This is a genomic window from Sinomonas sp. ASV486 (genome assembly GCF_030908215.1).
In the GTDB taxonomy this organism is placed as follows: Bacteria; Actinomycetota; Actinomycetes; order Actinomycetales; family Micrococcaceae; genus Sinomonas; species Sinomonas puerhi.
On record NZ_JAVFJK010000012.1, the window covers coordinates 71348 to 91405 of the forward strand.

The following is a 20058-nucleotide window of genomic DNA, read 5'->3' on the forward strand; positions in this document are numbered from 1 at the left end:
ATCAATCCATGCCTTCATTGCGGGAAGCCCAGAAGCAGCTGACTCGCGACAGGATCGTGCAGCGGGCCCTCGAGCTGTTCGTCGAGAAGGGGTACTCCGCGACGACGATCGACGAGATCGCCGCCGCGGCGGGCACCACGCGGGTCACGTTCTACGCCTATTACCCGTCCCGCACGGACCTCATGAAGGACTTCATGGCGCGTGTCAACGAGATGCTCGACCGCGCCTACGGACCCAACAGCGCCTCGACGGCGGCAGAGCTCGTGGACGTGGTCCACGAGGGCGCGCTCGAGGGGGTCCTCGCGTGGCTCGAGTCCCGCGCCGCGCTGTGGCCGGTGTTCCGTCCGTACCTCGACGTCCTCGACGAGGCCGCCGCCGTCGATGCCGAGGTGCGGGATATGGTCGAGTCCTGGCACGAGGAGGTCATCTCGGACATCGTCCGGGGGATGGATCTGGCTGGCCGCTTCCAGGAGGAGACCCGCCACATCCGCGGGACGCTGGCCTTCACGCAGCTCGACTACGTCGCGACGCTGTGGACCCGGCGCAAGTACGAGCCGAACCGCGAACATGCGATCGAGGTGCTCGCCGACAGCTGGTACCACCTGCTCTGCGACGAACCCCGGCCGATTCAGGGCCCATAGGCCTAGGTCAGCCCTCCATCCGCCGCTTCGTCTTGGCTGTCGCCACCGCGCTCCACGGGTCCTCCGGCCACGGGTGCTTGGGGTAGCGCCCGCGCATCTCGGCGCGCACCTGAGCGTACGGGCCCGACCAAAACGACGCGAGGTCGCCTGTGATGGCCAGCGGGCGACCAGCCGGGGAGAGCAGGTGGAAGACAACGGGCACCCGCCCGTCCACGAGCCGCGGCGTCTCGGCCCAGCCAAGGCACTCCTGGAGCTTCACGGCGACCACCGGCAGAGGGCCTGAAGCTGCGGGGACCTCGTCGGCCGCCGTCGAGCCCGAACCGTCGGGAACTGCCGGGTACTCGATCCGGACCCGGGATCCGCTGGGCACCTCGAGCCGCTCGGGCGCGAGTTCGTCGAAACGCGCCGCCTCGGGCCAGGGCAGGAGCCGCCGCAGGGGTTGGGAGAGGTTCACGGACCGAACTGACGCGCCGCCAGCCAGCGCGTCGAGCTCGGGGGCGAGCCAGTCCTCGAGCCGGGACAGCAGACCGGTTTCGGTCACGTCCGGCCACGGGTCGCCCAGCTCGCGGCGCACGAGGGCGAGCCGACGGCGCAGCGCCTCCGCGGCGTCGGACCAGCCGATCATCCCGAGCCCCTCCGCCGCGAGGGCACGCACGACGGCGCCGTGCCCTTCCTCGCGCGTCGGCCTCACCGGGGTCGACGCGAGGACAATCGCGCCGAGCCGCCGTTCCCGCCTCGCCGCGACCCTGCCATTCTCGAATCGAGCCTCGACCCTGTCGGTGAGCAGGTGCGCCGCGGCGCGCTCGGCCGCTTCCTGGCTGATCGGAGCGGCCGCACGCACGACGGCGCCAGTCCCCGCCGCGTCCCGGCCCGCCGCCCGCGCGGCGTCGGCAACGGCGAGCCATTCGTGCCCCGCGAGCGAGCTGCCAGCAGGCAAGCCAGCCCGCGTGCCAGAGGCCAAAAGGTACTGCTCGCGACCCGCACCGGAGCCCACGACGCGGCGAGCCACGAAGCTCGGGAACGCCAGCGCGATCACCGCCCCCACCCCCGACGAGGAGTCACCTCCCACCGATGCGGAGTCACCACCCACCGATGCGGAGTCACCTTTCGCGGATGCGGGGTCACCTGCGCGAGGTCTCATCCCACGCCGGGCTACCTGGCTAGAGACCTCCCGGGCGAGGCGCTCGAAGCGCCCCACCTCCTGCGCCCAGGCCCTCGCCTGCGGGTCTCGGCCTGACCGCAGCGACCCGAGCAGCCGGTCCAGGTCGGCGCCGGGAGGCCGGAGGTCTCGGGCCACCATCGCCACGGCCTCGGCGGCCAGCCTTGGGCCGACGAGCGCGGCGCCGTCGAGCAGCGCCCGCCCAAGCCGGGGGTCGGCAGGAATGCGCGCAAGGGTCCTGCCCAGTTCGGTCGCATGGCCCAGATGATCGATCGCACCGATGGCGGAGAGCACGGCGGTGGCGTCCGCCAGCGCTGCCCGCGGCGGCAGATCCGGCAGCGCGAGCCCCTCCCCGCCCGGCGCGCCCCAGCATGCAAGCACCAGCGCGGCCTCGGTCAGGTCCGCGGAGGCGATCTCGGGCGTCGAATGGGCGGGAGCGGCGGCGTACGCGCGTTCGTCGTAGCACCGCACCACGCGTCCGGGTCCTTGGCGTGCCGCGCGTCCGGCGCGCTGCTCGGCCGAGGCCCGCGAGCACGAAACCGTCACCAGGCCCGACATCCCGCGCGACGCATCGCGCCGAGGCTCCCGAGAGAGCCCCGAGTCGACCACGAGGCGCACGCCCGGGACCGTCAGCGAGGATTCCGTGAGAGCCGTCGAGACGACGATTCGGGGCAGATCCCCGGGCGCACGGCCCGACACGGCGCGGTCCTGTTCGGCGGCCGGCGCCTGGCCGTGCAGCTCGATGACCTCGACCCCGGCTCCGCGGACCAGCCCCTGCAGGCGCTGAGCCACCACATTGACCTCGCGCGCGCCGGGCACGAACACGAGTGCGTCGATATCGCGCCCCGCGGAGAGCGCCGCGGCGTGCTCGGCAAATGCCACGTCCGCGACATGGTCGAGGAACGCGCGCGTCACCCCACGCTCATCGAGCCTTGGAGCGGACGACGGCGCCCACCCCACCTCGAGCGGGTACAGCGCCGACGGCGAGTCGACCACGGGAGCCGGGCCGCCGCCGTCGTGCGTGCCGGGCTCGTCCGCGAGGAGGGCCGCGAACCGCGGGGCGTCGACGGTAGCGGACATCGCGACGACCGTGAGATCCCCGCGCAGCTGCCGCACCTCGGCGAGCATCCCGACGAGGAGGTCGGTCTCGAGGCCGCGCTCGTGGACCTCGTCGAGGACCACGGCGGCGGTGCCCTCGAGCCCGGGATCCGCGAGGAGGCGGCGCAGGAGGATGCCCGGGGTCACGAACTCGACGACCGTCCCGGGACCGGCCTTCCGCTCGCCGCGGACCGTGTACCCAACGCGGCCGCCCACGGCCGTGCCATCGAGCGCGGCCAGTCGGCGGGCGGCCGCCCGCACGGCGACCCGCCGGGGCTGCGTGACGACGACACGCGGCGCGGCGACGACACGCGGCGCGGCCGCGCGGTCGTCTGCCCACCTAGCGAAGGCGAGATTCGCCACGAGCGGCGGGACGAGGGTCGTCTTGCCCGTGCCGGGAGGGGCCTGCACGACGGCGGCCGGCCCGGGCCCCGCCGCCAGCACGCCTTCGAGCGCGGGGAGCGAGCCGGCGAACGTCAGGCCGCGGCCGATCCGGTCGAGGTCGAAGGGCTGACGCGCGGAGGTCACCGGTCCATTGTGCCGGGATCCGCAACGGTCGCTACGCGCCTCAGCCCGACTTCCCGCCCTGGACCGGCCACGGGGCCCATCCGGCTATGAGCCGAACCGGGCTGGAGCGCACCCTCGGACGGAAACCCCGCCTACTCCCGGATGATCCGGCGCCGCCGCGCCTCGGCGATCGCAGCGGTCCGGTTGTCCACGCCGAGCTTCGCGTAGATGTGCACGAGGTGCGTCTTGACGGTCGCCTCGGAGATGAAGAGCGTCCTGGCGAGCTGCCGGTTGCTCGCGCCGCCGGCGAGCCGCTCGAGGAGCTCGAGCTCGCGGTCCGAGAGGGCGTCCTCGGCCCGGGTCCGCTCAATTCGCGCCTCGACCCCGGGCGCGAGCACTCGGGACCCGGCGGCGGCCGCGAGGACTGCCCTGCGGATGTCCTCGGGCGGTGCGTCCTTAAGCATGTATCCGGCGGCCCCGGCTGCGAGGGCGGCGCGGATGTCCGCGTCGGTGTCGTAGGTCGTGAGGATGAGGACCGGCGGCGCGGCGTCGAGCGCACGCATCATTCCGGTGGCCGTGACGCCGTCCATGCCGGCCATCTGGAGATCCATGAGCACCAAGTCGATCGGCTCGCCGAGCGTGCGGGCCTTCTCGAGCTCGGCGAGGGCGGCCGCGCCGTCGGACGCCTCGGCACCGACCTCGACCTCCTCGAAGTCCGAGAGCATCGCGCGCAGCCCCGCGCGCACCACGGGGTGGTCGTCGACCAGCAGCACCCGGATCATGCGTCCACCTCTCCTGTGCCCGCCGCTCCGAAGACTCCTCCGCCAGGCGCCGGAAGCCGCACCGCCACGACCGTTCCCTCGCCCGGCGCCGATTCGATCGCGAGGGTTCCGCCGATCCCCTCGACGCGCTCGCGCAGCCCGCGCAGCCCGTACCCGGTCCCGTCGGGGCGCGGCGCCTCGGGCAGCGCGGCCGGGTCGAACCCGGCGCCGTCGTCGAACACGTCGAGCATCACCTCGCCGTCGAGGTAGGCCAGGCTCACGACGGCGGTGCGTGCCGCCGCATGCGCCCACACGTTCGCGAGGCTCGCCTGGGCGGCCCGCAGGAGCACCTCCTCCGCTGCGGTGGTGAGCGGGCAAGGCTCTCCGTCGAGGTCGAAGCGGCACTCGAGCCCGTTGCCGCGGGCGGACGACTCGGCGGCAGTGCGGACGCAGAGCCCGCGCAGCGCGTCCGGGAGCCGGCCCAGGGGGTTGAGCGGAGTCGAACCGTCTGGCTTGGCGTCGCCTCGGTCCCCGGCCGCAGGCGCGAGCGCCGGCGAGGAGAGCCCCCGGACAAACGCGCGTGCCTCCGTGAGGGAGTCGGCGGCGGTGGCTTGCACGATCCCGAGCCGCTCGCGCGCGGCGGGTGCATCGCCCTCGTCGAGGGCCTTGGCCACAGCCCGGCCCATGAGCACGATCGAGGAGAACCCCTGCGCGAGCGTGTCGTGGATCTCTCGCGCGAGCCGCTCCCGCTCGGCGAGGACACCTGCCCGGTGCTGGCTCTCGGCGAGTGCCGCCCGGGTGCGGCGCAGCTCGTCGGCGGCGGCGCGCTGCGTCTCGGCCTCCGCGTAGAGCGCGCGGTACGCGAACGAGGTCACGACGGCGAACGCAGCGCCGAACAGCGGCCCGAGCAGTGTCGCGGGGGCGATGGGACCGCCTCCGCCGTGCCGCCAGAGGGCCAGGACCACGAGCTCGGCGGTGACGACCACCGCGATCACGCCCCACCACCGCGCAAGCAGATGCAGCTGCAGGAAGAAGAGCGCGAACGCAACCCAGGCGAATTCGGCGCTGGACGCCACGAGCACGAGCCACAGCCCGCAGACCACCCCGAGCCACGGCAGCACGTACCGCGCGGGATCGAAGGTCGCCCCCTGGGCGTGCCGCTTCTCGGCCACGGTCCCCGCGAGGTAGACGGCCGCGAGGAGCGCCGCGACGGGAAGCACGACGCCGAGAGGTGCTGGCGCGCGCATGGCACCGTCCGTCGTCGTGCCCGCCAGCGACGGGGAGGGGAGCACGGATCGGACCGTCCCCACCAGGAGGAGGGCCGCGAAGCCTACGTGAAGGGCGACGCGCAGCCAGCGCAGGACCTGCTCGGTGCTCGTCGTCGTGGCGTCCACAGCGTTCGCGGCCGTGTCCCCGAACTCTGGCACGGTGCTGCCTGCGGTGGCGTCAGGCACGGCCCGCCCGCAGTCCGGCACTGACCTTCCGCCGGAGATCGCCCCACATGAGCGCATCCGGCGCGCCGTCGAACGCGCCGCCCTGCGGATCGTCCTGCCGGGAGAGGCGGATCGGGTCGCCGGAGGGCTCGTAGATGTCCATGAGCACGCGCACGCACAGGTAGCCGACCGCGATCATGTGCAGGAGGATCGCGCCCACGTAGTAGGGCGAATCGATGTTGTTCGTCGACGGACCCCCGCTCGTCGTGGCCCCCAAGTACATCCACACCGCCCACCAGTGCAGCGCCTCGGCGAGCATCCAGAGGAGGAAGTCCCGCCAGCGCGGCCGCGCGAGGGCCAGGAGCGGGATGAGCCAGAGGACGTACTGCGGCGAGTAGACCTTGTTGGTGAGGATGAACGCGGCGACGATGAGGAACGTCAGCTGGGCCAACCGCGGCCGCCGCGGCGCGTGCAGGGCCACGAACGCGATCGCGAGGCACGCGAGGCTGAAGGACACCGTCGCGATGGCGTTGACGGCGGGCGTCTCGAGCGGTGCGCCGTAACGGATGCGTTCCACGACGAGGTTCCACGCGAAGTAGATGGACGAGAATCCGGCGGTGCGGTCGCGGGCGAAGTCGAAGAAGTACACCCAGCCACGCGGGTCGAGGAGCATCGCCGGGAGGTTCGCGGCGAGCCACGTCACCCCTGCGGCCGCGGCCGTGAGCCACAGCGGCCTGTACCGTCCGGTGCGCACTGCGAGCAGCACGATGGCCCCGAGCACGAGCACCGGGTACAGCTTCGTGGCCGCGCCGAGGCCGATGAGCACGCCCGCCCACACGGGCTGGTTCCGGGCGAACAGGTACATGCCCACCGCGAGCAGCGCCACCGACCACAGGTCCCAGTTGATGAACCCTGCCAGAATGGCGCCGGGAGCAATGGCGAGCATGGCCGCATCCCACGGGCGCCGCCGGTTGGAGCGCGCGGTCGCGACCACCGCCACGATCCACATGACCGCGAGGAGCACGGCGTTGACGTCGAAGTACCCCGTGGCGCGCGCCTCGGTGGTCCCCGTCCCGGGCACGACCAGCGCAGTGAGGCCCGCAATGAGGCTCGTGAGCACTGGGTACTCGAAGGGCGCGCCCTGGCCCAAGAGCGGCAGGATGCCGTCAGCGAAGCCCCGCTCCTTGAACAGGACGGGCAGGTCCGAGTAGCAGGCCGCATAGAAATGCTGTGGCGTCGTCCAGCCGTTGACGCGGCAGTAGCCCTTGATCACGACGCCGAGCACGGCAGCCAGGGCGGTGAGGATCACGAGCACGCGCTCGGGCGTCCAGAATCCACTGCGGACTACGCCGGGGGCCGCGTGGTCGCCGAGGGGCCCTCCGATAGCCTCGGAAAGCGTGTGCAGGAGGGGGTCGTTGCGGGTCGGCGAGATGACCGCCTGCCGTGCATCGGGCTTCTCGTCGGGGCTCGGCTGCATGCGTCGAGCCTACCGCCCGACGTCGCGGGCCCCCTTCAGCTTTCGACGTCCACGATCCGGCAGGCCGCCCCACAGGAGGACGGCCCGCCGGATGACCCGGGCATCGGGAGGCCGGAGGTCAGGGAGTGACGCCGAACCCCGCAAGCCAGGTCTGGGAGCTCGGGATGTCCACGCGCTGGTAGCCATCGGTACCCCGGCAGTTCGCGGTGCGTCCGAAACTCGTCACGCCGACGATCACCCCGTCGAGGAAGACCGGCCCCCCGGAGTCTCCGAAGCAGGTCCCGCCGGTGTCCTGTGGGGTATTGACGTTGGCGTGGGTCTGGAAGACCTGGGTGTCGAGCTTCTGGAACCGCATGTCCACGGAGCGGCGGATGAGGGGGTAGCTCATGGGTACCGGCTTCTGCGGTCCGGAGTCCGGCTTGCGCACCTCCGTCCCATAGCCCACAGCCGTCACGACCGTCTGGGCCAGATCACCGGGACGAATCGCATCGAGCGTCCCCGCCGCGGCGATCGGGTAGGTGGGCCTGTCGGTCACCGGCTCGTCGAGCACGACGACGCCGAGATCGTTCCAGTTCCGCAGATCGGTGAAGCCGGAGTAGTCCGGATGGGCCTGCGCGGTGCCCGTGATCCTGCCCGTGAGATCAGCCGCCGTGTAGCCCGCACTCGGGTTCGCGGCGACGGGGAGCCCGGACGGCGGCGCCTCGGCGACCACCGGCCTGAAGTCCACGAGGACCTTGCCCACCGTGTCCGAGGTGCAGTGGGCGGCGGTGAGGAGCACGGTGGGCGAAACGAGCGCCGCCGAGCAGCGGAAACGCCCGTCGGGTGAGTAGAACGCGATCATCGCGACCCCCGGGTGGGCGTCACCATCGGCGGTGCCGCCGGTGCTCGCCTGGGCGGGGGCCGCGATGAAGGCCAGACTGCAGACTGTCGTGAGAGCCGCCAGGATGGCGGCCAGTTTCGTGCGCATCGATTCTCCTTCCGGTGCACGGGTGCAGTGCACGTGAAGGAGATTCTTCACGAATTGTCCTTGTCTGGGAAGAGGCTGCGCATTCTCTGAACAGAGACTGACAGTTTCAGAGGATCGGCCGGGACAGTCCGAGCTCGCGCTCCACGGTGTCCCGGTGCGCGTCGATGCGCACGCTGTCGATGCGGGCTGAGCCGATCGCGGACAGAACGCGACGGATGCGGCGGGCCATGGTGGTCACCTCCTCGGAGGGTCTCGGACGTGCGGTGCCGGATCCGGCGGACGACGGCGTGTTGGCCGCCTGGGTGTTGGCGGCCGGCTGTGGGTGGGTGTTGGGCAAATGCAGGGTCTGACGCGAGGACATGGTGATCTCCGTGCGGAGGACAGCGCAGGATGGCGCGGCCGGGGAGTGGACCGATCGACGAGCCGATCGGAGGACATGCGCCATCAGGGAATGAGCGGCGCGGGATTCGCACACCCGATCAACTCAAAGGCACGCTGAAATAGCCCATGCGAATTGATCGGGGCAAAATGACCCAGGAAATACGAGAAATCCATGGGACGTGCCGCCAGCACGAGGAGCAGCATCAAGGCACTGCCTTAGTGGGCGCTGCCTCAGTAGGCGGGGAAGAGGAGGGCGGCTCAGCAGGCGGGCTTCACAACGCTCTGCGTGCGAGGCCCGTACCCTAGGCGCGAGGCGAACAGGCCACAAGAGTCGGCGGTCAGGCCGCGCAGGTGATGTGGCGTCGCAGGAGATTCGCTGCCGTGAGGGTCAGGCGCCCGTGGCGCCAAAGACCGGAACGAGGCCGCGTCGACCGCACTCAAAGATATCGGTCCAACCCTGCTTGAGAACTCCGGTCATCGTCATCGGTCCAGCCTCCTTCGCTGTCGTTCGGTCTTGGTGCTTGAGCCGGCTGATCGGTGATCGACTCGATAATCGGGTCCATAATAGACTCGGTAATCGGATCCGTAATCGACTCGGCGATCACGGCCCGTCAGCTCATAAACAGAAGATAGACCACTCTCTGGATAAACCGCAAGAGAATGCAGAGAAATTCTCTGGAGATTCTTGGCGGACGGCCGCGGGAACTCGCTGCTGTGCGCCGATTGAGCTCAGATTAGCCCCGGGAGGACCAGCCCTACAGTCCCCAGGCCTCGATCGCGGGCGTCTTCTTGTCCCACCCGAGCCGGCAGGCCTCGGCTGTCCCGAGGATGAAGTGCCGGCCCGAGGCCGCTGGCAGGCCGAGCCAGCGTGCGGCGAGGATCCGGCAGAAGTGCCCGTGCGCCACGACGAGGGCGTGCTCGACTCCCGCAGTCCGCACCCGCGCAACGATCCGGTCTGCCCGCTCCCCGACGTGTTCGAGCGTCTCGCCGTGGGGCACCCCGTCATTCCAGATGAGGTAGTCCGGGTTTTCCTTACGGATGTCGGCAGAGCGCACCCCCTCGTAGTCGCCGTAGTCCCACTCGACCGCGTTCGGCTCGGGCTGCGCGTCGGGGAAGCCCGCAAGCTCCGCGGTGCGCCGGGCACGCTGCAGGGGCGAGGTGAGCACGAGACCGAACTCCACGCCGTCGAACGTCTTCCGGGCCGAGCGCGCCTGCTCCTCGCCCTCCGCAGTGAGCGGAAGATCCGTGAGCCCCGTGTACTGGCCGCTCCTGGACCACTCCGTCTCACCGTGGCGCAGGAGCCACAGCCTCGTGAGCCCGAAGTCCTCCATGCCGGGAAGCCCCATGCCGTCCATCACGCGTTCTCGCTCTCGTCGGTCCGATCGGTGCCCACGGCAGATTCAGGCTGCGCTGCCCACCATTCAAGCAGCCGTTCCCGCGCCTCGTCCTCGGACACGGGCCCATTGTCCATCCGCTCGTTGAGGAGGAACTTGTACGCGCGGCCCACCACGGGGCCCGGGCGAACTCCCAGAATCGCCATGATCTGCTCGCCGTCGAGGTCCGGGCGGATGGCCGCGAGCTCCTCCTGCGAGGCAAGCTCGGCGATGCGGTGCTCAAGGTCGTCGTAGGCGAACGAGAGCCGGTCGGCCTTGCGCTGGTTCCGCGTCGTAACGTCCGAGCGCGTGAGCCGGTGCAGCCGTTCCAGGAGCGGACCCGCGTCCGTCACGTAGCGGCGCACTGCCGAGTCCGTCCACCCCGCATCGCCGTACCCGTAGAAGCGCATGTGGAGCTCGACAAGGCGGGCGACCGCCTTGATGGTGTCGTTGTCGAAGCGGAGCGCCTTCATGCGCTTCTTCACGAGCTTCGCCCCGACGGCGTCGTGGTGGCGGAAACTGACCCCGCCGCCAGGTTCGAATCGACGCGTTGCCGGCTTGCCGACGTCGTGCATGAGCGCGGCGAACCGCAGCACGAAGTCCGGTCCCGGCACCGGGCCCTCCGGACCGGTCTCGAGGCTGGCGGCCTGCTCGAGGACCTGGAGCGAGTGCTGGTAGACGTCCTTGTGCCGGTGGTGCTCATCGGCCTCGAGACGCAGCGCCGGGACCTCGGGGAGCACGCGGTCCGCGAGGCCGGTCTCCACGAGCAGGTCGATTCCGGCGCGCGGAGCCGCTCCCTTGATGAGCTTCACGAGCTCGTCACGGACACGCTCGGCGGAGATGATCTCGATCCGCTCCGCCATGTCCGTCATGGCCGCCCTGACTTCGGGCGCGACGCCGACGCCCAGCTGAGACGCGAACCTCGCCGCCCGCATCATCCGCAACGGATCGTCGGAAAAGGACAGTTCGGGGGTTCCGGGCGTGCGGAGGATCCCCGCGTGGAGGTCCGTCAGCCCGCCGAACGGATCGACGAGCTCAAGGGACGGCAGCCGGAGGGCCATCGCATTCATGCTGAAGTCGCGGCGCTCGAGGTCCGCCACGAGGTCCTTGCCGAACGCGACGGCAGGCTTGCGCGACTCGGGGTCATAGGCGTCGGCTCGGTACGTCGTGATCTCAATCTGGTGCCGGCCCTTGCGGAGGCCGATCGTGCCGTACTCCCGGCCGATGTCCCAGTGCGCATCCGCCCAGCCTTTGATGACGGCCAGCGTCTGGTCGGGCCCGGCGGACGTGGTGAAGTCCAGATCCGGCGAGGTGCGCCCGAGGAAGATGTCCCGCACGGGTCCGCCCACGAGGGAGAGCTCGAATCCCGCGTCCACGAATCGCTGCCCCACCTCTAGGACCACGGGGTCCACTGCGAACTGGGGGTCCTGCACTGCCGTCTCATCTGTTGCCATAGTCCTTTAAGCTTGGCAGATCCCGGCGCGGGCGCCTTCCACGCCCCGATGCAGTCCGGGGTTGGGCTCTTTCGTTAGAGTGGACTGCATGGTCATCCCGTTGCCGAGCGATCCTCAGAGGAGGAAGAGTGCGCCCCTGCCGTCGGCTGTCGGGCCGCACATCGCCCCGGCCGGCCAGGCCTACCCGTCGTCGCTGCCGACCGTAGAAGAGGTCTCGGCGGGCGGCGTCGTCGTCGACACTACCGATCCGAACCTGCCCGTCGCGATCATCGCCCGCATCAACCGCGGCGGCCGCCTCGAGTGGTGCCTGCCCAAGGGCCACCCCGAGGGTCGCGAGTCGAACGAGCTCGCCGCGATCCGCGAAATCGGCGAGGAGACGGGCATCATGGGTAACATCCTCGCCCCGCTCGGCAGCATCGACTACTGGTTCACTGTCACGGGCCACCGCGTCCACAAGACGGTGCACCACTACCTCCTGCGAGCCGTGGGCGGGAACCTGACCATCGAGAACGATCCGGACCACGAGGCGGTGGACGTCGCGTGGGTCCCGATCTCGGAGCTCGCGCGGCGCCTGTCCTTCCCGAACGAGCGCCGCATCGCGGATCTGGCCCGCGAGGTGCTGCCCGAGCACCTCCTCTCGTGAGGTAGCCATGGCAGCGACCAGATCCGCACCTGCGTCTGAGGCCCGCTCGAGCGCGATCATGGCCGTCGGCACCCTGGTCTCGCGGGCGCTGGGCTTCATCCGCTCGTGGCTGCTCATCCTCGCGCTCGGCCTCGGCTCGACCGTCGCCGATACGTTCGTCAACGCGAACAACCTGCCGAACCTCATCTTCCTGCTCGTTGCCGGCGGCGTGTTCAACTCCGTGCTCGTGCCGCAGATCATCAAGGCGAGCAAGGCGCGGGACGGCGGCGCGGACTACATCAGCCGCCTCCTGACACTCGGCGTCCTCGTCATGCTGGTCCTCACGGCCGCCGTGACGCTCGCCGCGCCCTGGGTCATGCAGCTCACGACGTCCGGCTACAGTCCCCCTCAGCTCGCCATCGCGACGGTCTTCGCCTTCTGGTGCCTCCCGCAGATCTTCTTCTACGGCCTCTACGCGCTCTTGACCCAGGTGCTCAATGCACATGGGGCCTTCGGGCCGGCGATGTGGGCCCCGATCGTGAACAACATCGTCGCGATCGCGGGGTTGGGCATGTTCGTGTGGATCTTCGGAGCGAACCGGACCAATCCCCACAGCCTGGACAACTGGACCGGCGGCCACACGTTCATGATCGCCGGGATGTCCACGCTCGGCGTCGTCATCCAGACAGCGCTCCTGATGCTCCCCGTGCTGCGGCTGAGGCTCGGGCTCTCCCCGCGGTTCGGGTGGCGGGGCGTGGGCCTCGGGGCCGCGGCGCGCCTCGGCGCGTGGACCCTCGCAACCACCGCGGTGGGCCAGCTGACGTTCCTCTATGTCATGAAGGTCGCCTCCCAGCCCGGCGCCGAGCGCGAGCGGCTGCAGGAGGCCGGCAACCCGCTGTGGCAGCAGGTCCCGGGCAATACCGTCCTCGAGATCGCGTCCCAGCTCTATCTCCTGCCGCACTCAATCATTGCGCTCTCGCTCGCGACGGTCCTCTTCAACCGCATGACGGAGGCGTCCCAGGCGGGCGACCGTGCTGGCGTCCGCGAAGCGCTCTCGCACGGACTCCGCACTATGGCGGTGGCGACGGTGTTCGCAGCGTTGGCGCTGTTCGCACTCGCCGCGCCGCTGGGCATGTTCTTCTCGGGCGGCCGCGCATCCGACGGCGTCATGCTCGCCCAGACGTTGAGCATCCTCGCGCTGAGCACGCCGTTCATGAGCGCCAACTTCATGATGGCGCGCGTCTTCTACGCGAAGGAGGACGCGCGCACCCCGTTCAAGATCCAGCTGTGGCTCGCGATCCTCAACGTGGTCGGCGCTTTCGTCATCCAGTACCTGCCCGCGCGCTACATCATCTTCGCCATCGCCGGCCTGTACACAGTGGGGAACGTCCTCTCGGTGGTCCTGAGCAGCCACTACCTTCGCCGCCAGCTCGGCCACCTCGACGGCGCGCACGTGGCGCGCTCGTACATCCGCATGGGCTACGCCGCGACGGGATCCGCAATCGTGGGAGCGGTCGCGGTCGGGCTCCTCGGCGGCTACAACCCCAGCGGGTTCATCTGGAGCTCGAACTTCGCCGCGCTGGCCGCCATCGTGATCATTGCCGTGCCGATGCTCATCGCGTACTTCGTTCTCCTGCGGGTCTTCCACGTCACCGAGGTACGCGATCTCCTCCGTCCGATCCTCGGCCGGGTCGGTGGGCGTCTCGGCCTCGGTGACGCCGCGCCGTCGCCCGCGCGGTCGACGCACGACGCCGGTGCTGCCGCCGGCTCACCGGGCGAGCCCAGCGAGCCTCCCATCACCGCCGCGATCACCACGATCTCGAACGACACGGGCATCATCCCGCGCATTTCCGGGCAGTTCGATCCGGTGATGTACCGCGCGCGTCCCACCAGTCCGACACCCGAGCGGCTCCCTGGACGGCGCTCGTTCCAAGGGCCGCCGGGAGAGAACCCGAATTTTCCCGAGGACTGAGCCCGAGCGCTCCCGAAGGCCCGAGACGCCCTTCCGCTAGGATCACTAGCAGCACAAGGTGCGGCCACCGGTCGTGCCCGCGCCCGCGACCAGGAGGTTTCCGTGTCCCAGTCCATCGACGTCGGCACCGTGCTCGGGGGACGGTACAAAGTCACGTCTTCGATCGTGACATCCCGTGAGGGTGATCTGGTCCTTGACGGCGTGGACCAGGTCCTGAACAGGCCAGTCAGCATTCTCGTGGCCGGCGCCTCCAACTCGGACCAGCTGGCGCAGAGCGCACGCGAGGTCGCTATGGGCGAGCGTCACGGTGCCGTCCAGGTCCTCGACCTCGGCATCAGCCACGGAGCCACGTACCTCATCACGAACCACACATCTCCCGCCGATCTGCTCGACCTGATCGTTGCGCAGGAGACTCCGTATGTGGAGCCGTTCTTCACCGACACTCTCGGCAGCGAGATCTTCGGCGAATCGCGCTCACACGAGCCGGAGACGTACGACGGGACGGTCAGTCCCGGCAGGCCAGACAACTACATCCGCTATAACGAGCGCGGGGAGCCCATGCCCCATGGGCCGGGGGCCGGGGGCGCCGCGCCCCGCGGCGCGGCAGGTGCCGCGGCCGCCGCGGCTGCTGCAGCGGCAGCGGCACGCCAGAATCGCGCGCCAGGCACATACCCACCCGCGCCTTCCCGTCCCACGCAGCCTGGCCAACAGGGCGGGCCCCAGACGGCTGACTACCCTGCGGCGCCCGTCGGTCCGGCATCCTATAGCGGTGGCCCCGCCGCATCGATTCCGCCCCCACCAGCAGCGCCCCCGCAGTCCACACCGTCGGGAACCCAGCCCCAGCGCTCAGACGAACCATCTCCTCGAGGTCGGGAGGAACTGACCTCCGGTGGAGCTTCGGCCGGATACGGAGCCGCCGGAGGAGCAGCGGCTGCTGCCGCAGGTGCCGCACGTCCCGGCACTCCGCGAGTCACCCCTTGGCAGGCTCCGCAGAATGCGGGGGGCACCGAGCCCACGCCTACGGCTGCCTCACCGGTTCAGGGCCACGCTCCCGCCGAACCACGTCAGCACTGGCCTTCCCAGCGCCCCGCCGCCGTGATGCCCGAGGCGGCCAGACCGTCGTCGTCCGCCCCATACGAAGACTACGAGGACGATGAGAGGACCAAGCCGCGTTCCATGCCGTGGCTCGTGGGGGGCATCCTTGCTGTCGTTCTCATCGCGGCGCTGATTTTCGCCTTCACGACCCTCGGCAACCTGTTCCAGCCCCAGGCGGCGAGCACCGCGAGTTCCACACCGCACGCGTCACAGGGCCAGAGCGGAAGCTCCGCCGCGAGTTCGTCATCGTCAGGGACCGCCCCCGCCCCGACGGCCGCACCAGCCATCGATTCGGTGACTCGGATCAATCCCGACGAACTGAGTTTTGCCAACGACTTCGACAGCAAGCTCCCTCTGACGTTTGACGGAAACCCGGCAACCTACTGGTCCGATATGGAGTTCGCCCGTGAGGACTGGGGCGGTTTCACCAAGAGCGTCGCCCTCGCCGTGAAGCTCAAGGATCAGGCCCAAGTCAAGCAGGTTACGCTGCTGCAGTCCGGTGGTTCGGGCGGTAACTTCAGCATCTACACGAATGATCAGCCGAGCCTGACGGGTGCCACGCTCGCCGGGACGAGCTCTTTCACCGGGCCGCAGGTGGTTGTCCCCGTCACCGGAACTCCGACGGCAAAGTACGTCATCATTCAGATCAACTCGCTCCCGCGGCTGTCAGCCCCGAAGACCCAGTACCCGTTCGGTCTGCGTCTCGCCGAGATCAAGGTGGACTAGCGGCGGCGCGTCGCTGCATTGCGAGGGGGGCTCCGGTCTGACCGGGGCCCCCTCCCATGTGTGAAGGGTCTATCTGTGAAGGGTTCTCGACGCCTCGCGCCTCCCCTTGGGTACGCTTGTACCGGAGAGCTCCATGGAATATCGATACTTATCGATGTGTTGTGGCTGCTGACACCGTTATAGTTCGATCGCCCAAAGAAGAGGTATACACCTGTGAGCACTGCTGAGACTGCCGCAGACGTGCGCGACGTCATCGTCGTCGGTTCCGGTCCCGCGGGGTACACCGCCGGCATTTACACAGCACGCGCCAACCTTAATCCGTTGATTATCGCGGGGTCGGTCACTGCCGGCGGTGAGCTCATGAACACCACCGAGGTCGAGAACTACCCGGGATTCCCATCAGGAGTTCAGGGGCCGGAGCTCATGGACATGTTCGAGCAGCAGGCGTCCAAGTTCGGGGCGCAGATCGAATTCGAGGACGTCGAGTCCGTGGAGCTTGACGGCGAGATCAAGTCGGTCACCCTCGCGAGCGGTGAGACCTATAAAGCCCGAGCGATCATTCTTGCCACGGGCTCGGCCTACCGGGAACTCGGTCTCCCCAACGAGAAGCGCCTGTCCGGCCACGGCGTCAGCTGGTGTGCCACCTGTGATGGTTTCTTCTTCAAGGACCAGGACATCGCCGTTATCGGCGGCGGCGACTCCGCAATGGAGGAGGCCCTGTTCCTAACGCGGTTCGCCCGCTCCGTGACGGTCGTCCACCGCCGTGACAGCCTCCGCGCCTCCAAGATCATGGCCGATCGCGCCCTCTCCCACGAGAAGATCAAGTTTGCCTGGAACTCCGAGGTCGCCGACGTCGTCGGTGGTGAGAAGGTCACTGGTCTTCGTCTCCGCAACCTCCTCGACGGCACCGAAACCGAGCTCGCCGTGACGGGTATCTTCGTGGCCATCGGCAACGATCCGCGCACGAGCCTGGTCAAGGGTGTTCTCGAACTCACCGCCGAGGGCACCATCGCCGTTGAAGGACGCTCCTCGAAGACCAGTCTTCCCGGCGTCTTCGCGGCTGGCGACGTTGTTGACCCCACCTACCGCCAGGCCATCACCGCAGCCGGTTCCGGGTGCGTGGCGGCGCTCGACGTCGAACACTATCTGGCCGACGTCGAATCCCGTTCCCTCGCAGCCCAGGCCTAGTTCCTTCCAACAGATCGGATCATCCAGATGAGCAACGCCAAGAACGTCACTGACGCCGAGTTCACCGACGAGGTCCTCATGTCCGAGAAGCCTGTCATCGTGGACTTCTGGGCCGAATGGTGCGGCCCTTGCCGCAAGGTTGGCCCCATCCTCGACGACATCTCCGTCGAGTACGCCGACCGTGTCGATGTGGTCAAGGTCGATGTGGACAACAATCCAAATATCGCGGCTGAGTATGGCATCACCTCCATTCCTGCTGTGTACCTGTTCGAGAAGGGTAGGGTCACCGGAACGGTGATCGGCGCCCGCCCGAAGCAGTACTTCGAGAAGGAGTGGAGCGAGGTTCTCGTCAAGTAGACACTTGGGCGAGTCCCCCCGCGGGGAGGTGCGGCGCATGCCGTGCCTCCCCTTCTTCTTGGCCACGGCTCTTCGTGACCGCGGCGCTGCTTTCGGTCGCGCCCGGCCCCGAGCGCCAGCCCGTTTCACGTGAAACCGGCCACCATGGGTGAGTTCCCCTGGGATCGCTATACCCTCGCCAGCCAGCCTTTTGGCTTCGCTGACCCCCGGCACACATGTCCTATCAGTTGAACCGCACGGCACCTTCAAGTCTCGATCCACAACGCGGATCGGGTGGTTAGACGGATGGTTAGCGCACAGGTTGCAGGAATGCGGCGGACAGATAATTCGGGCACGTGGTGCGCCAATTCCTCCAGGAGCATCCAGCTCCGCGCCGCTAAGGTGGCACGGCGGATGACTTGAAGGGGCTTCAGTGCTCATGGGTTTCCTATACGCCAGCGGACTGGTCGCGCAGCACCAAGTTTCGGGCGCCTCCAGCTGAACTCAAGCCCGCTAGCTTGGTGCAGTGACACCGAAGCGGAGCATGGAGATGACTCGACAAGTCGACTCCGCCGTCTCGATCCAGCCCCTGAATCGCCCCCTCGACCTAGCTGTTCCCTGATTTGGAGGGATGATCTCCACCCCTACTATCGACCAGGGCCTCTTGTTTCACGTGAAACAGCGCTGTCGGTCCCTCATCAGGCTCGGAAGCTGCGCATTCGGCTTTCTGAACACCGGCCGTACACGAGATCCAGCTGACCAACCCGACATCTCATACGTGGGCCGCTTTCACGGCCGATGACCCGTTGAATCAACTCAAGAGGGTGTATCGGCCGGCGGAGGCAGTAGTCTTCCGCAGTGACTCAACGCTCAGGAAAGAGTGAAGCCAACGACTTTCACTACCACTCCCTCATCTCGCCTTTGGGCCATTGCCAATCTTCTGTCTCGCATCCGAGCGCGACCAGCGGGACGTTCACATACCCGTGACTGTCGATCCTGACTAGATTCTCGAACCAGTCCGAGCCCAGACGATAGCGGTCTGCTGAGCACCAAGCTGTTCATCATGACTATCAGGGCGCAATCAACGTCCTAGCATTGCCCGATCCGGCTCCTCGAGCAGGTATTGGCTCGACAACTCTTTGGTCGATAGTGCCACTGCGCGACACATCCCTGTCGCGCAACCGACCATCGTCACACGCTCTCCAGGACTGCGCACGCCCAAGTTTCGGCTCCTCCGGGCAAGCGGGCGCCCCGCAATGCCGCGACCATGCCCGACCGCGACGCTCCCATCGTTCCCACCAGCACTCAAGTCGGGATCGCGCCGAGGTAGTCAGGCCCATCAGCGTTCGTGCGCCCAGTAATAGACACACCACTGCTGACGCGCGGAAGAGCCTTGTGATGATACTCGGACCGTCAAGGTGCATGTAATGGTGTCGCGATCGCCTCGGCGTCATGGCTTCCCGTAGTCATCGGGAAGCCTTCGATAATCAAGCCACGGGTCCACGAACCACCCATGACGCGTGTGCGTTGATCGTCGCGGTGAGACCTACGAGCGTCGGTAACGAGTCGGACGCCAGGCGCCGACAATCTATCCCAAGTGTCCCGGCGCGCGTGTCCTGCGGATCACCGGTGTCCCCTGAACGGTCGGAGTCAGAGGATGGTTACAGTGACCATGAGTTCCACACGGTAATAGGCGACGCTTTTGGCGTAGCGGATGGCGAGGTCGGAGCTGCTCAAGGCGGTTAAGGCAGTCGTCGACAACATTTGGTACGGCAGTCCTCGTGGGGTCGAATGCTAACGGTCGCCCGCCCGACGTCCCTTGCCCTTTGTCACGCGGCAGGGCCCTCCGGTCGGCTCGCTCGCGCCGATGGAGCGAACTCTGCGCCTGCGCGGCGCTACCGAAATCGAGGGGTGAGAGTAGATTGTGTCGGCCAGAACGGCTTCAGACCTGCCGTGCGGTCTGCCGGGGCCCAGCCAGGGCCAACGCGCCCGGCCGCTACCCGTCTCGAGCAGGGGCTCGGCTGAGGGCGGTCCGCGTCCTGAGCCGAGCGTCGGATCACTCATCGGGAGCCCCCTCCCGTCGACCGCGGGGTGGATCCTATAGCTCAGTTCGTGCGGAGAGTTTCGGTGCCGTCACTATCCGTTGCGATTGGCTCGACCGCGGGCGTGCTGGTGAACCCGAACGACGGTGGAGTCGATGCTGAAGACCCATTCGGCTTCCCCAACGGCGTCGCCCTTTGACGGCGGGATCAGCCATTCTCCGATGGTCCGTCCCGAGAACACTTCCGCAGTCGCTCGCGCGCGGTCTCCCACGGGCCGTCGGAAAGCTCCCGTCATGGGACCCCGGTGCACAGCATGAATTGGTATCGCTCTTGTCAGGTGCCGGTGATCGCACCAAGGTCCGAGACGGGAGGCGCCGGTTCGCTTCCGCCCCGCGCCCTGTCACTGAACCCGCCTCTGCCAACCACCCGCCGGACCCAACACTGCCCCCAGCACCAGCCCCCATTCACAGGAAACCTTTGCCAGCCGGCGTCGAGAGCGGCGTTGATGTTCTGGCGGAAGACGTTGGCAGGGTCCCACCCGCACTTGTGCGCCGACAGCTGAGCCACTGCGCATCTCTCCAGCCCGCAGGCCACAGCCACCGTTCTGGCCTCACCTCACCGATCTCACTGGCGCCCCCTCTTCAACCAAATGGTTTCACGTGAAACATGAGCGCCCCGCTACCCGCTACCCAGAGGGCCACTCATGGTTTGACATGCCTTCTATCGACTTCACTCCTTCCACAGCGAGAATCCATGGCGCACCGGCTCGATAGCCGCTTGATGGGTTATGGTGCTCGACCATCCGACGCATCATTCAACCCGCGTA

The 20058-nt window shown here is 68.4% G+C and carries 14 protein-coding genes; 6 read left to right on the forward strand and 8 right to left on the reverse strand.

What is annotated here, in order from left to right:
• Positions 1 to 8: 8 nt before the first annotated feature.
• Positions 9 to 641 (forward strand): TetR/AcrR family transcriptional regulator, encoded by a 633-nt coding sequence (locus RBS60_RS16410; protein ID WP_307958667.1) that lies wholly within the window; start codon positions 9 to 11, stop codon positions 639 to 641.
• A gap of 7 nt (positions 642 to 648) precedes the next feature.
• Here RBS60_RS16410 and hrpB read toward each other — a convergent pair whose 3' ends face one another.
• The 8 genes from hrpB to RBS60_RS16450 all read right to left on the reverse strand — a co-directional run bounded on the left by hrpB (position 649) and on the right by RBS60_RS16450 (position 11251).
• Positions 649 to 3426, reverse strand: coding sequence for an ATP-dependent helicase HrpB (gene hrpB / locus RBS60_RS16415; RefSeq protein ID WP_307958668.1), 2778 nt, complete (start codon positions 3424 to 3426; stop codon positions 649 to 651).
• A 131-nt stretch (positions 3427 to 3557) separates the two neighbouring features.
• Positions 3558 to 4187, reverse strand: a complete 630-nt coding sequence (locus RBS60_RS16420; RefSeq protein ID WP_307958669.1) for a response regulator transcription factor — start codon at positions 4185 to 4187, stop codon at positions 3558 to 3560.
• Positions 4184 to 5620, reverse strand: a complete 1437-nt coding sequence (locus tag RBS60_RS16425) for a sensor histidine kinase (RefSeq protein ID WP_307958670.1) — start codon at positions 5618 to 5620, stop codon at positions 4184 to 4186. The genes RBS60_RS16420 and RBS60_RS16425 overlap by 4 nt, the downstream gene beginning before the upstream one ends.
• The gene (locus RBS60_RS16430; RefSeq protein ID WP_307958671.1) at positions 5613 to 7076 is read right to left on the reverse strand and encodes a glycosyltransferase 87 family protein; all 1464 of its coding nucleotides are present in this window, start codon (positions 7074 to 7076) and stop codon (positions 5613 to 5615) included. Before RBS60_RS16430 ends, RBS60_RS16425 begins: the two co-directional genes overlap by 8 nt.
• 118 nt (positions 7077 to 7194) lie before the next feature.
• A complete protein-coding gene (locus tag RBS60_RS16435; RefSeq protein ID WP_307958672.1) occupies positions 7195 to 8043 on the reverse strand; it encodes a trypsin-like serine protease in 849 nt (282 codons plus the stop codon).
• Positions 8044 to 8149: 106 nt separating this feature from the next.
• On the reverse strand, positions 8150 to 8404 hold the full coding sequence (locus RBS60_RS16440) for a hypothetical protein (RefSeq protein ID WP_307958673.1): 255 nt from the start codon (positions 8402 to 8404) through the stop codon (positions 8150 to 8152).
• Positions 8405 to 9179: 775 nt separating this feature from the next.
• Positions 9180 to 9779 carry a histidine phosphatase family protein gene (locus RBS60_RS16445; RefSeq protein WP_307958674.1) on the reverse strand — a complete coding sequence of 200 codons (600 nt, stop codon included), beginning with the start codon at positions 9777 to 9779 and terminating at the stop codon, positions 9180 to 9182.
• Complete coding sequence (locus RBS60_RS16450) at positions 9779 to 11251, reverse strand: CCA tRNA nucleotidyltransferase (protein ID WP_307958675.1); 1473 nt, start codon at positions 11249 to 11251, stop codon at positions 9779 to 9781. The genes RBS60_RS16445 and RBS60_RS16450 overlap by 1 nt, the downstream gene beginning before the upstream one ends.
• 136 nt (positions 11252 to 11387) lie before the next feature.
• On the opposite strand from RBS60_RS16450, the gene RBS60_RS16455 reads away from it, so the two are divergent.
• The 5 genes from RBS60_RS16455 (at position 11388) to trxA (ending at position 17211) form a co-directional block, all read left to right on the forward strand.
• Positions 11388 to 11894 (forward strand): NUDIX hydrolase, encoded by a 507-nt coding sequence (locus RBS60_RS16455; RefSeq protein ID WP_307958709.1) that lies wholly within the window; start codon positions 11388 to 11390, stop codon positions 11892 to 11894.
• 7 nt (positions 11895 to 11901) lie between these two features.
• Positions 11902 to 13845 (forward strand): murein biosynthesis integral membrane protein MurJ, encoded by a 1944-nt coding sequence (gene murJ, locus RBS60_RS16460; protein ID WP_307958676.1) that lies wholly within the window; start codon positions 11902 to 11904, stop codon positions 13843 to 13845.
• A 102-nt stretch (positions 13846 to 13947) separates the two neighbouring features.
• The gene (locus tag RBS60_RS16465; RefSeq protein WP_307958677.1) at positions 13948 to 15666 is read left to right on the forward strand and encodes an ABC transporter substrate-binding protein; all 1719 of its coding nucleotides are present in this window, start codon (positions 13948 to 13950) and stop codon (positions 15664 to 15666) included.
• Between the two features lie 213 nt (positions 15667 to 15879).
• The gene (gene trxB / locus RBS60_RS16470; RefSeq protein ID WP_307958678.1) at positions 15880 to 16854 is read left to right on the forward strand and encodes a thioredoxin-disulfide reductase; all 975 of its coding nucleotides are present in this window, start codon (positions 15880 to 15882) and stop codon (positions 16852 to 16854) included.
• Positions 16855 to 16881: 27 nt separating this feature from the next.
• The gene (gene trxA, locus RBS60_RS16475; protein ID WP_307958679.1) at positions 16882 to 17211 is read left to right on the forward strand and encodes a thioredoxin; all 330 of its coding nucleotides are present in this window, start codon (positions 16882 to 16884) and stop codon (positions 17209 to 17211) included.
• The last annotated feature ends 2847 nt before the right edge of the window (positions 17212 to 20058 follow it).

Coding starts and splice junctions, on each gene's coding strand:
- RBS60_RS16420 (WP_307958669.1), bottom strand. CDS start 4,187: ATGATCCGGGTGCTGCTGGTCGACGACCACCCCGTGGTGCGCGCGGGG.
- RBS60_RS16430 (WP_307958671.1), bottom strand. CDS start 7,076: ATGCAGCCGAGCCCCGACGAGAAGCCCGATGCACGGCAGGCGGTCATC.
- RBS60_RS16410 (WP_307958667.1), top strand. CDS start 9: ATGCCTTCATTGCGGGAAGCCCAGAAGCAGCTGACTCGCGACAGGATC.
- RBS60_RS16445 (WP_307958674.1), bottom strand. CDS start 9,779: ATGGACGGCATGGGGCTTCCCGGCATGGAGGACTTCGGGCTCACGAGG.
- trxA (WP_307958679.1), top strand. CDS start 16,882: ATGAGCAACGCCAAGAACGTCACTGACGCCGAGTTCACCGACGAGGTC.
- RBS60_RS16435 (WP_307958672.1), bottom strand. CDS start 8,043: ATGCGCACGAAACTGGCCGCCATCCTGGCGGCTCTCACGACAGTCTGC.
- RBS60_RS16450 (WP_307958675.1), bottom strand. CDS start 11,251: ATGGCAACAGATGAGACGGCAGTGCAGGACCCCCAGTTCGCAGTGGAC.
- RBS60_RS16440 (WP_307958673.1), bottom strand. CDS start 8,404: ATGTCCTCGCGTCAGACCCTGCATTTGCCCAACACCCACCCACAGCCG.
- murJ (WP_307958676.1), top strand. CDS start 11,902: ATGGCAGCGACCAGATCCGCACCTGCGTCTGAGGCCCGCTCGAGCGCG.